The organism is Reyranella aquatilis, assembly GCF_020880995.1.
Lineage (GTDB): Bacteria > Pseudomonadota > Alphaproteobacteria > Reyranellales > Reyranellaceae > Reyranella > Reyranella aquatilis.
This window is the reverse complement of the sequence record NZ_JAJISD010000006.1, coordinates 352,593-365,904: the sequence shown is the minus strand read 5'-3', so window position 1 is coordinate 365,904 and position 13,312 is coordinate 352,593. Positions and strand designations below refer to the sequence as shown.

At 67.4% G+C, this 13,312-nt stretch carries 9 protein-coding genes; 4 read left to right on the top strand and 5 right to left on the bottom strand.

What is annotated here, in order from left to right; genetic code table 11:
• The first annotated feature begins 3 nt into the window (after positions 1–3).
• Complete coding sequence (locus LJ725_RS16235; RefSeq protein ID WP_230551685.1) at positions 4–3,165, top strand: efflux RND transporter permease subunit; 3,162 nt, start codon at positions 4–6, stop codon at positions 3,163–3,165.
• Positions 3,166–3,232: 67 nt separating this feature from the next.
• On the opposite strand, the gene rutA is transcribed toward LJ725_RS16235, so the two are convergent.
• Together rutA and LJ725_RS16225 are read right to left on the bottom strand one after the other, a co-directional pair.
• A complete protein-coding gene (gene rutA / locus LJ725_RS16230; RefSeq protein ID WP_230551684.1) occupies positions 3,233–4,315 on the bottom strand; it encodes a pyrimidine utilization protein A in 1,083 nt (360 codons plus the stop codon).
• A gap of 47 nt (positions 4,316–4,362) precedes the next feature.
• Positions 4,363–4,914: a VOC family protein gene (locus tag LJ725_RS16225; RefSeq protein ID WP_230551683.1), complete on the bottom strand. Its 552-nt coding sequence runs from the start codon at positions 4,912–4,914 to the stop codon at positions 4,363–4,365.
• Between the two features lie 85 nt (positions 4,915–4,999).
• Between LJ725_RS16225 and LJ725_RS16220 the strand changes: the two genes are divergently transcribed.
• Genes LJ725_RS16220 through LJ725_RS16210 form a run of 3 tightly spaced genes read left to right on the top strand, consistent with a single transcriptional unit; the run spans position 5,000 to position 8,689 of the window.
• Positions 5,000–6,274, top strand: coding sequence for an amidase (locus tag LJ725_RS16220; protein ID WP_230551682.1), 1,275 nt, complete (start codon positions 5,000–5,002; stop codon positions 6,272–6,274).
• Between the two features lie 10 nt (positions 6,275–6,284).
• Positions 6,285–7,055, top strand: coding sequence for an aspartate dehydrogenase (locus LJ725_RS16215; protein WP_230551681.1), 771 nt, complete (start codon positions 6,285–6,287; stop codon positions 7,053–7,055).
• A 35-nt stretch (positions 7,056–7,090) separates the two neighbouring features.
• Positions 7,091–8,689, top strand: coding sequence for a GMC family oxidoreductase (locus LJ725_RS16210; protein ID WP_230551680.1), 1,599 nt, complete (start codon positions 7,091–7,093; stop codon positions 8,687–8,689).
• 168 nt (positions 8,690–8,857) lie between these two features.
• On the opposite strand, the gene LJ725_RS16205 is transcribed toward LJ725_RS16210, so the two are convergent.
• The 3 genes from LJ725_RS16205 to LJ725_RS16195 all read right to left on the bottom strand — a co-directional run bounded on the left by LJ725_RS16205 (position 8,858) and on the right by LJ725_RS16195 (position 13,312).
• The gene (locus LJ725_RS16205; protein ID WP_230551679.1) at positions 8,858–9,997 is read right to left on the bottom strand and encodes a mandelate racemase/muconate lactonizing enzyme family protein; all 1,140 of its coding nucleotides are present in this window, start codon (positions 9,995–9,997) and stop codon (positions 8,858–8,860) included.
• A 48-nt stretch (positions 9,998–10,045) separates the two neighbouring features.
• On the bottom strand, positions 10,046–11,185 hold the full coding sequence (locus tag LJ725_RS16200) for a mandelate racemase/muconate lactonizing enzyme family protein (RefSeq protein ID WP_230551678.1): 1,140 nt from the start codon (positions 11,183–11,185) through the stop codon (positions 10,046–10,048).
• Between the two features lie 81 nt (positions 11,186–11,266).
• On the bottom strand, positions 11,267–13,312 hold the full coding sequence (locus tag LJ725_RS16195) for a hydantoinase/oxoprolinase family protein (protein ID WP_230551677.1): 2,046 nt from the start codon (positions 13,310–13,312) through the stop codon (positions 11,267–11,269).

Below are 13,312 nucleotides of genomic sequence, written 5' to 3'. Positions count from 1 at the left end.
CCCATGAGCATCGCGTCGCTGTTCATCCGCCGGCCGCGGCTGGCCTTCGTCATCTCCACGGTCATCAGCATCGCCGGCATCATCGCCATGACGGCGATGCCGGTGGCGCAGTTCCCCGACATCGTGCCGCCGCAGGTCAAGGTCACGGCGGTCTATCCCGGCGCCTCGGCCCAGGCGGTCGAGGAGAGCGTGGCTCAGGTCATCGAGGCGCAGGTCAACGGCGTCGAGCGCATGATCTACATGAAGTCGACCTCGGGCGGCGACGGCAGCTACGACCTGACCGTCAGCTTCGAGGTCGGCTCGAATCCCGACCTCAACACCGTCAACGTCACCAACCGAGTCAACCAGGCAATCGCGCTGCTGCCGCCCGAGGTGCAGCGCAACGGCGTCACCACCAAGAAGCAGTCCTCGGCGCTGCTGCAGGTCGTCGCCGTCTATTCGCCCAAGGGAAGCCGCGACGGCCTGTTCCTGTCGAACTTCACGACCATCAACCTGCTCGACACGCTGCGTCGCGTGCCCGGCGTCGGCAACGCGACGCTGTTCGGCGCGCTCGACTATTCGATGCGCGTCTGGCTGAACCTCGAGCGCATGGCCAGCCTCGACATCACGCCCGACGACGTGGTGAAGGCGGTGCAGGCGCAGAACGTGCAGGCGGCCGTCGGCCTCGTGGGTGCCGCGCCGCTGATGAACGACGTCGACTTCCAGCTCAACATCACCACCCAGGGCCGCCTGACGACGGTCGAGGAATTCGAGAACATCGTGGTGCGCGCCCAGTCCGACGGCGCGCTGGTCCGCATCAAGGACATCGCCCGCGTCGAACTCGGCGCCAAGAACAGCGACCAGTCCGGCCGCTACAACGGCAGGGCCGCCACCGGCATCCAGATCTACCAGCTCCCCGGCGCCAACGCGCTGGCCACCGCCGAGGGCGTCCGCCAGGCGCTGAAGGACCTCGAGCCGCGCTTCCCCGAGGACGTCGCCTACGACGTCATGTACGACACGACCGTGTTCGTGAAGGCCACGATCAAGAGCGTGATCAAGACGCTGATCGAGGCCTTCGTGCTGGTCGGCATCGTGGTCTTCATCTTCCTCGGCAACCTGCGCGCCACGATCATCCCGATCATCGCCGTGCCGGTGGCCCTGGTCGGCACCTTCGCCGTCATGCTGGCGATGGGCTACTCGGCCAACACCATCTCGCTGCTGGCGCTGGTGCTGGCCATCGGCATCGTGGTCGACGACGCCATCGTCGTGGTCGAGGCGGTCGAGCACATCCTGGAGCACGAGCCCCACCTCACGGTCGCCGAGGCGACCGAGAAGGCGATGGGCCAGGTCACCGGCCCGATCATCGCCATCACGCTGGTGCTGCTGTCGGTGTTCATCCCGACCGCCTTCATTCCGGGCATCTCCGGCCAGCTCTACGCGCAGTTCGCGGTCGCCGTCTCGGTCTCGATGATCATCTCGGCGATCAACGCCCTGTCGCTCTCGCCCGCGCTGTGCTCGCTCATCCTGCGTCACAAGAAGAAGCCCACCGGCGTCATCGGCTGGATGCAGGGCCGCATCGACCGGACGCGCGACGGATACGTGAAGGTGGTGACCCCACTGGCCCGTCGCGGCATCGTGGCCCTGTTGCTGGTCGCGGGCTTCGTCGCCGGCACCGGTGGTATCGGCTCCATGGTCTCCTCGGGCTTCCTGCCCGACGAGGACCAGGGGGCCTTCATGGCGGAGGTCCAGCTGCCGGACGCGGCCTCGACCAACCGCACGCTGGGTGCCGTCGAACAGGTCGAGAAGTCGATCGAAGGACAGCCCTGGCTGCAGAGCATCTTCACGGTGAGCGGTTTCAGCCTGCTCGACGGGCTGGCCCTCCCCAACCGCGCCCTGGTCGTCGTGGCCCTGAAGCCGTTCGACGAGCGCAAGGCGGGCAATCTCTCGGTGTTCGAGGCGTTGAAGACGGTCAATGCCGCCTTCCAGCAGATCGCGGCGGCCAATGTCTTCGCCTTCAACCTGCCGCCCATCATGGGCCTGGGCAATTCCTCGGGCTTCGAGTTCCAGCTGCAGGCGCTGGCCGGTGCCTCGCCGACCGAACTCGCCGCCGTGGCGCGCGGGCTCATGATCTCGGCGCAGCAGGTGCCCGAGCTGCAGGGCGTGTTCACGACCTACGCGGCCTCGACGCCCCAGATCAACCTCAAAATCGACCGCGAGCGCGCCCAGGCGCTGGGCGTCAACATCGCCGACATCTTCTCGGCGCTGCAGACCTCGATGGGCGGCACCTACACCAACGACTTCAACCTGTTCGGCAAGACCTGGCAGGTGAAGGTCCAGGCCGAGGCGTCGGACCGCAAGAGCGTCAACGACGTGTTCCGCGTGCGTATCCGATCCTCCAGCGGCGAGCTGATCCCGCTGCAGACCGTGGCCAACGTCGAGCTGATCACCGCGCCCTCGTCGATCATCCGCTACAACAACCTGCGTTCGGTGACGCTGAACGGTGCGCCGGCCGCCGGCTATTCCTCGGGCGATGCGCTGGCCGCCATGGAGAGGCTGGCGAAGTCGACCCTGCCCGCCGGCTTCGGCTACGAATGGACGGGCACGGCGCTGCAGGAGAAGGCCGCCAGCGGCCAGACCGGGTTCATCCTCGGCCTGGCGGTGGTCTTCGCCTACCTGTTCCTGGTCGGCCTCTACGAGAGCACCGCGATCCCGCTCGCCGCCCTGCTGTCGGTGGCGGTCGGCCTGTTCGGCGCCGTGACGGCGCTCTTCGTCGCCGGCCTCGACAACAACATCTATGCCCAGATCGGCATCGTCGTACTGATCGCGCTGGCCGCCAAGAACGCCATCCTGATCATCGAGTTCGCGATGGCCGAGCGCGCCAAGGGCGTCGATGTCGTCACGGCCGCCACCACGGCCGCGGGCCTGCGCTTCCGCGCCGTGATGATGACCTCGTTCGCCTTCATCTGCGGCCTGATCCCGCTGGTGATCGCCTCGGGCGCCGGCGCCGCCACCCAGCGCGCCGTCGGCACCGCGGTGTTCGGCGGCATGATCGCGGCGTCGTTCCTCGGCATCTTCGTGATCCCGGGCCTCTACGTCGCCTTCCAGCGCTTCCGCGAAACGGTCAAGGGCTGGATGGGCACCAAGCCGCCGGCGCCGTTGGAGACGCCCGCCAAGTCGGAGCACTGACAGAGCCCCATACAAAACACCCGCACCCTGAGACGCGCGCCTGCGCCCCTCGGGTTGAGGTCGAGGCTCAGGCTGCTTGGGCCAGCCGGTCGCTGCGGCACTTCATCAGCGGCTGGATGTGCCGGCCGAACTGGTCCATGCCGGCCAGGAAATCGTCGAAGGTCAGCATGATGCCCTTGGTACCGGGCACGGTGGCGCATTCGTCGAGCATCCTCGCCACGCTGGCATAGGAGCCGACCAGCGTGCCCATGTTGAAGTTGATCGCGCCCTCCGGCGCGGAGATCGCCTTGGCGGTGCCGCCCTCGGCCGCATTGGGATCGGCATCGGCCTGGCCCGACATCCAGGCCATCGCGCCCATGTCGGCCCCCTCGTTGTAGAGCTTCCACTTGGCCATCGCCTTCTCGTCGGTCTCGTCGGCGATCACCATCATCAGCACGTAGTTGCCGACGTCGCGGCCGGTCCTGGCCGCCGCATCGACCATCAGCTGGTTGGTCGGCGCATGAGCGGTCGGCGTGTTCACGCCCTTGCCCAGGGTGAAGTTGTAGTTGCAGTAGGTCGCACCGAACTCCATGCCGCGCGGGCTTTGCCCGGCGCTCACGATCTTGATCGGCGTCCCGGGGCGCGGACTCAGCTTGCAGTCCGACATCTGGAAGTACTTGCCCTTGAAGTCGGAAGTGCCGGTCTCCCAGAGTTCCTTCATCACCGTGACGAACTCGGTGCTGTAGTCGTAGCGGTAGCCGAAATAGGCCTCGCCCGGCCACAGGCCCATCTGCTCGTATTCGTCCTTGGCCCAGCCCGACACGATGTTCACGCCGAACCGCCCGTGCGAGATCGAATCGATGGTCGAGGCCATGCGCGCCACGATCGCCGGCGGGATGGTGAGCACCGCGACCGAGGCATAGAGGCGGATCTTGCTCGTCACCGCCGCGAGCCCCGCCATCAGGGTGAAGGATTCGAGATTGTGGTCCCAGAACTCGCTCTCGCCGCCGAAGCCGCGCAGCTTGATCATCGACAGGGCAAAATCGAGCCCGTAGCCCTCGGCCTTCTGCACGATCTGCCGGTTGAGATCGAAGCTCGGCATGTATTGCGGCGACGTGGTGGAGATCAGCCAGCCATTGTTTCCGATCGGAATGAACACACCGATGTCCATGGAGCCCTCCTGACGTATAGGCTCCCGGCAGCAAGCGGCATGCCAGCCTAGCGTTCGGAAATGCGTCTCTTGAGTTCGGAATCGTGCAGGGTCGTGTCCTGTCCCGGCGGCGCGATGCGCACGGCGTCCTCGAGGGTCAGGGTCTGGCGCCATTCCTCGGCCGGCCGGGAGCGGTCGTCGGAGCCGATCTGGTCGACGCCCCAGTAGAGTTCGAGATGATGGCCGTCCAGGTCGAGGAACTCGACCGAGACCTGGCAGCCGGCGCGGCGGCGGCCCTCGTAGACGATCTCGACGCCGTGCGCCCTGAGGTGGTCGCGGGCGCGGAACACCTCGTCGAGCGTCGCCAGTTCGAAAGCAAGGTGGTGCAGCGTGCGTGCCCGGACCTCCGCGGCCGGCGCACCGCCGACCAGCGCCAGGCAATGATGGTCGCCGTTGGAGCGCAGGAACACCATGCCTCCCGGCATCATGCTGGCGGGGTAGACGTCGGAGACCTTGAAGCCCAGCACCTCGGTATAGAAGCGCCGCGACCGTTCGAGGTCGGTGACGTTCACCACCGCGTGGCCGAGCTTCTGGACCTTGAACGGAAGTCCGTGGGGCATCGCCCGCTCCCTGATTGTGCCGGACTACCTTTCCGTCCGGGGCTCGGTCATCATGCGCCCAACTGGCTACGAGGGGGAAGAACGCATGGCGAAATCGCCCAACAGGCTGTCGGCGAGCGAAGCGATCCTGCGCATGTCGCAGAAGCGCCTGAAGGCGCGCGACCTCGTCGAAGCGTGCCTCGACCGGATCGAGCTGCGCGAGGGGCAGGTCCACGCCTGGGAGGCGCTCGACGCCGAAGGCGCCCGCAAGCGCGCCGACATGCTCGACAAGCGCGCCCGGCCGGTGGGGCCGCTGCACGGCATCCCGCTCGCGGTGAAGGACATCATCTCGACCAGGACGATGCCCACCACCTGCGGCTCGCCAATCTACCGCGACCATGTCGCCGGCCGCGACGCGGCCTGCGTGACGCAGCTGGTGAACGCGGGCGCCATCGTGCTTGGCAAGTCGGTGACGACCGAATTCGCCGGCGCCCATGCCGGCAAGACGCACAATCCGCACAATCTCCGCCATACGCCGGGAGGCTCCTCCTCGGGCTCGGCAGCCGCCGTCGCCGACACGATGGTGCCCATCGGATACGGCACGCAGACCTCCGGCTCGGTGATCCGCCCCGGCGCCTTCAACGGCGTCGTGGCCTACAAGGGCACCTTCGGCTGGGCCGACACGACGGGCATCAAGACCTACGCCCGCAGCCTCGACACGCTGGGGTTCTTCACGCGCACGGCCAACGACCTGGCGCTGATCCGCGCGGCCTACGGCCACGCGCCGGCCGATCCGCCCCAGCATGCGCCGCGCGTCGGTCTCTGCCGCACTTTGTGGTGGGACCAGGCCGAGCCGTACAACAGGAAGAACATCGAGGTCGCCGCCCGCACGCTGCGGGCCGGCGGCGCCAGGGTGCGCGATTGGGAAATGCCCGAGAGCTGGGGGCCGCTGATCACCGCGCACAACCGGGTGATGACCAAGGAGGCGACCCAGCATTACGGGCCGGAACGCGCCCGCTTCCCCCACCTCCTGTCGCCCGGCCTGACGGCGAGCCTCGAGGTTGGCGACAGCGTCACCCGCGCCCAGCTCGCCGACGCGAAGAAGCGCAAGCGCCGGGCGCTGGCCGATCTCGCCGCGGTGTGGGAACGCTTCGACTTCCTGCTGGCGCCGGCCGCCCGTGGCGAGGCACCAGCCGGTCTCGGCTATACAGGCGATCCGATCTTCAATCGCTTCTGGACGCTTTTGGGCACGCCCTGCATTGCCCTGCCGTTCAATGCCGGCCCATTCGGCCTGCCGCTGTCGGTGCAGCTGATCGCGCCGCTGCGCAGCGACGACCAGCTCGTCGCTTGGGCGCGCTGGGTGGAGGCCCGCCTCTCGTGAAGGTGCATTCGTGAAGCTGGGATTGATCGGTTACGGCGCCATCGGCAGGCATGTCGAAGCTGCCGGGCTGGAGAATATCGAGCTGGTGTCCGTCCTCGTGCGCCGGCCCCGGCAGGAGGGCCTGCTGACGCACGAGCCCGACCGCTTTTTCGCGCACAAGTTCGATGCCGTGGCCGAATGCGCCGGCCACGAGGCCGTCAGCATGTACGGTCAGCGCGTGCTGGAGAACGGCGCAGATTTTCTGGTCACGTCCGTCGGCGCCTTCACCGATACGGCGCTGTTCGATCGATTGCTGGCGGCCGCGAAAGCCAGCGGCAGGCGCCTGATCCTGCCCTCGGCCGGCATCGGCGCGCTCGACATCCTGAGCAGTGCCGCGGTCGGCGGGCTGGAGAGTGTCACCGTCACGGTGCGCAAGGACCCGTCGGCGTGGAAAGGCACGATCGCCGAGACGCTGGTCGATCTCGACGGCCTAACGGCACCCTACACCGTTTTCGACGGGCCGGTGCGCGAGGGCGCGCGACTATATCCGCAGAACGTGAACATCTCGGCCGCCGCCGCCATTGCGGGTCTCGGCCTCGACAAAACGCGAGTCGTGATCGTGGCCGATCCGGCCCTCACCACGCACATCGTCGAGCTGGAAGCCAAAGGCACGTTCGGCCGGTTCACCTTCATGGAGGACGTGGCCGTCAGCGAGGAGAACCGCAAGACCGGCAAGCTGGTCGCCATGGCGATGGTGAAGTCGGTGCGCCAGCTGGCATCGACACTCGTCGTGGCTGCCTGACAAGAACCACCTTCACAAGAAGGGGAGGAAACAGAATGGAAGAGTTCGACTACATCATCGTCGGAGCCGGCGCCGCGGGATGCGTGCTGGCCAATCGCCTGTCGGCCTCGGGCAAGAACTCGGTCGCGGTGATCGAGGCGGGCGGCAAGGACAACCATATCTGGATCAAGGTGCCGGCCGGCTTCAACAAGACGGTCTACAACGACAATCTCAACTGGGGCTACGAGACCGCCCCTGGCCCGCACATCGACGGCCGGAGGATAAGGTTTCCGCGCGGCAAGGTGTTGGGCGGCTCGGGCTCCATCAACGGCCATCTGTACGTGCGCGGCCAGTCCGCCGACTACGACACCTGGGCACAGCTCGGCTGCCGCGGCTGGTCGTGGGACGACCTGCTGCCCTACTTCAAGCGCGCCGAGAGCCGCACCGGCGGCAGCGACGAGGTGCGCGGCCGCTCGGGCCCGCTGGTGATCGAGGACCAGCGCGACCCGCATGTGCTGAGCGACGCCTTCATGGACGCCAACGAGGCGCTCGGGCTGAAGCGCTCGCCCGACTACAACAGCGGCGACCAGGAAGGCACCATGCTCTATCAGAACATGATGAAGGGCGGCCGCCGCTGGAGCCCGGTCGACGCCTACCTGCGTCCGGCAATGGGCCGCCAGAACCTGAGGATCATTACTCACGCACTGGTCGAACGCATCGACCTCGAAGGCCGGCGCGCCACCGGCATCACCTATCGCCAGGGCGGCCAGACCAAGCAGCTCCGCGCCCGTCGCGACGTGATCCTGAGCGGTGGCGCGATCAACACGCCGCAGCTCCTGCAGATCTCCGGCATCGGCAACGCCGACGACCTGCGTGAGATCGGCGTGGCAGTGAAGCATGCGCTGCCGGGCGTGGGCCGCAATTTCCGCGACCACTATGCGGTGCGCGTCTCGGCCCTCGTGAAGGGCGCAGGCTCGTTGAACGAGAAGAGCCGCGGCCTGCCGCTGGTGGGCGAGGTGCTGCGCTATGCCTTCACGCGCAAGGGCCTGTTGACGGCGGCGCCCAGCCACGCCGGCGGCTACTTCAAGACGCGTCCGGGCCTCGCCACGCCCGACATGCAGCTCTACTTCGCGCCGGCCAGCTACATGCCCGGCCGCTACGGCACCTCGGAACTCGACCGCGTGCCGGGCATGACGCTCGGCGTCTCGCAGCTTCGGCCCGAAAGCACGGGACACGTCAAGGCGACCAGCGCCGATCCCACGGCCAAGCCCGAGATCCAGCCGAATTACCTCGCCGTCCAGCACGATCGCGACGCGCTGCTGGCGGCGATGAAGTACCTGCGCAAGCTGCTCGCCACGCCGCCGCTCAGCTCTTACGTGATCGAGGAGAACCTGCCGGGACCGACCGTGCAGACCGACGAGCAATGGATGGCACATGCCCGCGCGACCGGCTCGACGACCTATCACCCGGTCGGCACCGCCAAGCTCGGCACCGATCCGATGGCCGTGGTCGATCCGCTGAGCATGCGCGTGATCGGCCTGGAGGGGCTGCGTGTCGCCGACGCCTCCTGCATGCCGACGATGGTGTCGGGCAATACCTACGCCGCGACCAACGCCATCGCGGAGAAGGCGAGCGATCTCATTCCGGCGACGTAGGGCGTCCGGGACTGGTCTTTCTCAAGACCTACCACCTCATCCTGAGGAGCCGCGCGGAGCGCGGCGTCTCGAAGGATGGGCAACAGACGTGGTGCGCGTGCCCATGCTTCGAGACGGCCGCTTTGCGGCCTCCTCAGCATGAGGTCCTTTTGTGAACGGCGACCGGGGTCACACATAACCTGGCCCTTCGATCACCGGGTGGGCGATCAGGAAGTCCTCGTCGATCTCGACACCGATGCCGGGCTTGTCGAGCGGGCGGACGGTGCCGTCCTTGCCGATCTCCCACGGCGCGCTGCCCAGCTCGTCGCGGAACTTGTTGGCCACGGAGAGATCGGCCTCGAAGTAGCCGCCATTATCGATCGACGCCAGGAAGTGGATCGACACGGCGTGATTGAGGCCGGTCATCGAACTGTGCGGATGGATCGGCAGCTTCCACATCGAGGCGGCGGCCGCGATGCGCTGCACCTCGGTGATGCCGCCGCTCTTGGAAAGATCGGGCTGCAGGATGGTGATGTTGCCGTCCTCGATGATGCGGTGGAACTCGAAGCGCGTGTAGTGGTTCTCGCCGGCCGCCAGCGGCGTCACGCCCCAGCCCTTGGCCATCGCGTAGGAGCGATGGTCGTGGGCCGGGAACGGCTCCTCCAGCCAGGAGATGCCCAGCTCGTCCATCGCCGGCATGACGCGGCGCACATCCTCTACCGTGTAGCCGGTGTTGGCGTCGGTCAGCAGCACCATGTCGTCGCCGAAGCGCTTGCGCACCGCCGTCATGCGCGCGATGTCGTTCTTCACGCTGTCGCCGACCCTGAGCTTCAGAGCCTTGTAGCCCGCCGCCACCATCGGTTCGGCCTCGTCGGCCAGCGATTCCGGCGCCTGGTAACCCAGGGAGATGCCGCCGGCATAGGCCGGCACCGGCCTGTTGGAGCCGCCCAGCAGCTTGTAGAGCGGCCAGCCCACCGCCTTGCCCTTGATGTCCCATAGCGCCTGGTCGAGGCCGCTCATCGCCATGGCGGTGGCGGCGCCCATGCCGTGGCTGCCGAGCTGGAACTTGTAGATCTTCGCCCAGATGCCGACCGTGTCGGTCGCATCCATGCCGACAACAAACCCCTTCAGGGTCGTGTTGATCAGGTGGCCGATGCTGCCCGGCGAGCGCGCATGATGGCTCTCGCCCCAGCCCACGATCCCGTCCTCGGTCGTCACCTTGACCATCACGCAGTCGCGCTTGGTCATGGTGCCGATGCCGAGCGAAACCTGCAGCTCCTTGGGCACGCGATAGCTGGTCGGATAGGCCTTTACGTCGACGATTTTCATTGGTGTCTTCCTCCCGTCCGCACGCTGTCGGCGGACGCCGGTCGTGCGTCACGCCACCTTGTATTTCTTCAGCACCTCGCGATCGATCTCGATGCCGAGGCCCGGTCCGGTCGGGACCGTCACGATGCCCTTCTTCTGCTCGATCGGCGCCTGCGCCAGGTGATCGCGCAGGGGATTGGGCGTCTGCTCGAACTCGAGCATCGGCGGCATCGGGCGGAAGGCCGGCGGCTGGTCGGGCAGCGCCGCCAAGAACTGCACCGTGGCGGCGAGCCCAATGGCCGAACCCCAGGCGTGCGGCACGCATTCGACGCCGAAGGCCGAGGCGAGCGTCGCGATCTTGCGGCACTCCGAGAAGCCGCCGGCGGCGCAGAGGTCGGGTTGCACGATGTCCATCGCCTTCTTCGCGATGACGTCGCGGAAGCCCCATCGGGTAAAGTCGTTCTCGCCGCCGGCCACCGCCATGTCGAGCGCGCGCGTGACCTCGATGTAGCCATCATGGTCCTCGGGACTGATCGGCTCCTCGAACCACAGGATGTCGTGTTCCTCCAGCATGCGGCCGAGCTTGATGGCGTTGGGCACCGAGAAGCAGTGGTTGGCGTCGACTGCCAGCTTCACGTTCGGGCCGATCGCCTCGCGCACGGCGGCGACGCGCTTGGTGTCGAGCTTCAGGTCGCCCAGCCCGATCTTCATCTTGATGGCCTGGAAGCCGGCGTGCTTGAACTCCAGCGCCTCCTCGACCGCCTCCTCGACGAGCCGGTTCATGTCGATGAAGTAGAGCCCGGTCGCGTAGGGAATCACCTCGCTGCGATAGGCACCGCCGATCAGCTTGTGGACCGGCTTGTTAACCGCGCGGCCCATGATGTCCCACAGCGCGATGTCGATGCCGGAGATGGCCGAGATCGCCATGCCGGTTGTGCCGTAATCCTTGATCCTGTTGTAGAGATCTTCCCAGATCGCCTCGACGTCGAACGGATCCCTGCCGACGACGCGCGCCTTGAACTGCGTGTCGACGAAGGTCTTGGCGACGGCGGCGGGCCCGTAGCACTCGCCCCATCCGGTAATGCCCTCGTCCGTCGAGATCTCGACCAGGCAGGTCGAGCGCGTGCCATAGACCCAGCCGCGCGCCGAGACGAAGGGCTTATCGACCTTGCAGCTCAGGATGTGGCAGACGACGTCGGTTACTTTCACTTTTTCCTCCCAAAACTCAGTGTCATCCTGAGCGTGAGCGAAGGATCCTTCGCTTCGCTCAGGATGACAATTCAATCCGAGTTAAGAAACGGAAATCAGCAAATTGCCGAGCCTGTCCTGCCGGACCGTGTCGCCCGGTTCGACGACGGTCGTGCAGTCGAGCTGTTCGAGGATCGCCGGTCCTTCGAGCGTGGCGTCGAGCGGCAGCATTTCGCGGGCATAGACTGGCGTGTCGTGCCAGCCGTCGCTGAACCACACGCGGCGGGTGCCGAGTTTCGCGGCCGCGAGCGTGGGCGCTCGATCGGTGGCGGCGAGCGCGTCCAGCGAGATTTCGGGGCGCACGCCGATCACCGCCGTGTGCAGGTTGACGAGAACCGGCGGGATCTCCGCCAGCTCGATGCCGAAGCGGCGGAAGTAGGCGGCGGCAAACGCCTTGTGCAGGCCGGCGACGCCGATCTCGGCGCTGTCGACGCCGACCGACAGGATGTGACTCTGCCCCTGGAACTGCATGTCGGCGGACAGCACGCGGCGCAGTTCGCGCACCGGCACGCCCTCGCGCCCGATCGTGGCCTCGCCCTCGGCCGCCTGCTCGGCATAGATGCGCGCCACCGTGGCGTCGTCGACGGCCGACAAAGGCTTGTTCACCGTGCGCACATAGTCATGGCGCAGGTCGGCCACGACGCAGCCCAGCGCATTGGTGATGCCGGGCCGCGCCGGCACCAGCACCGTGGGAATGCCCAGTTCGCGCGCCAGCGCCGTCGCATGCAGGGGACCCGCGCCGCCGAAAGCGAACAGCGCGAAGTCGCGCGGATCGTGGCCGCGCGACAGCGACACCAGGCGCACCGCGCCAGCCATGCGGTCGTTGGCGATCCGCAGGATGGCCGCGGCCGCCGATTCGGCATCGAGGCCGAGCCGCTGGCCGACCTTCTCCCGCATGAGGTCGCGCACATGGTCGAGCGTCACGGGATGGTCGACGCCCAGCAGCTTGTCGGGATTGAGCCGGCCAAGCACCAGATTGGCGTCGGTGATGGTGGGCTCGGCGCCGCCGCGGCCGTAGCAGATGGGACCGGGCCGCGCGCCCGCGCTCTCCGGTCCAACCCTCAGCATGCCCGCCGCATCGACCGAGGCGATGGACCCCCCGCCCGCGCCGATCGTGTGCACGTCGACCATCGGCACGTGGATCGGCATCGCATACTCGATCTCGAGCTCGCCCGAGACCTGCGGCACGGCATTCTCGATCAGGCCGACGTCGGTCGAGGTGCCGCCCATGTCGTAGGTGATCAGGTTGGGATGGCCCGAGGCGCGGCCGGTATAGGCGGCGGCCATAACGCCCGAGGCCGGGCCGGACATCACCGTGTTGACCGCCGCCTCGGCGATCAGCTGCGAGGAGATGGTGCCGCCATTGCCCTGCATCACCAGCAGGTCGCGGTCGAAGCCCTTGGCCTTCAGTTCGGTCCGCAGCCGCGACAGGTAGCGGTCGAGCACCGGCTGGACCGAGGCGTTCACCGCCGCGGTCACGCCGCGCTCGTACTCGCGATATTCCGACAGGATGACGTGCCCTGCCGTGACATAGGCGTTGGGCCAGAGCCCGCGCACGATCTCGGCGGCTCGCCGCTCGTGCGCCGGGTTGATGTAGCTGTGCAGGAAATGGATGACGACAGCCTCGCATCCCGCCGCCAGCAAGGCCTTCGCCGCTCCTGCAACGGCCTCCTCGTCGAGCGGCGTCAGGATCTTGCCGTCGGCATCCATGCGCTCGGGCACTTCGAGCCGCACCTCGCGGTCGATCACCGGCCGGAAGGTGCCGCGCAGGCCATAGGGCTGCGGGCGCGTGCGGCGGCCCAGCTCCAGCACGTCGCGGAAGCCCTTGGTGGTGATCAGGCCGACCCTGGCGATCTTGCGTTCCAGCAACGCGTTGGTGGTCGTGGTCGTGCCGTGGACGACCGCCTGCAACAGCGCCGGGTCGAGGCTGGCCGCCGCCAGTGCGGCCATGAAGCCGATCGCCTGGTTCTCGACCGTGGTCGGCACCTTGGCCAGCCTCACCTCGTTCGAGGCGGGATCGATCGCCAGCAGGTCGGTGAAGGTGCCGCCGACATCGATGCCGACGGTGAAGGTGCTTTTGGGCGACAT

Bases quoted from the DNA above. Each gene is read 5' to 3' on its own strand.
- LJ725_RS16235 (WP_230551685.1), top strand. From the start codon at position 4: ATGAGCATCGCGTCGCTGTTCATCCGCCGGCCGCGGCTGGCCTTCGTC.
- rutA (WP_230551684.1), bottom strand. From the start codon at position 4,315: ATGGACATCGGTGTGTTCATTCCGATCGGAAACAATGGCTGGCTGATC.
- LJ725_RS16225 (WP_230551683.1), bottom strand. From the start codon at position 4,914: ATGCCCCACGGACTTCCGTTCAAGGTCCAGAAGCTCGGCCACGCGGTG.
- LJ725_RS16220 (WP_230551682.1), top strand. From the start codon at position 5,000: ATGGCGAAATCGCCCAACAGGCTGTCGGCGAGCGAAGCGATCCTGCGC.
- LJ725_RS16210 (WP_230551680.1), top strand. From the start codon at position 7,091: ATGGAAGAGTTCGACTACATCATCGTCGGAGCCGGCGCCGCGGGATGC.
- LJ725_RS16205 (WP_230551679.1), bottom strand. From the start codon at position 9,997: ATGAAAATCGTCGACGTAAAGGCCTATCCGACCAGCTATCGCGTGCCC.
- LJ725_RS16195 (WP_230551677.1), bottom strand. From the start codon at position 13,312: ATGTCGCCCAAAAGCACCTTCACCGTCGGCATCGATGTCGGCGGCACC.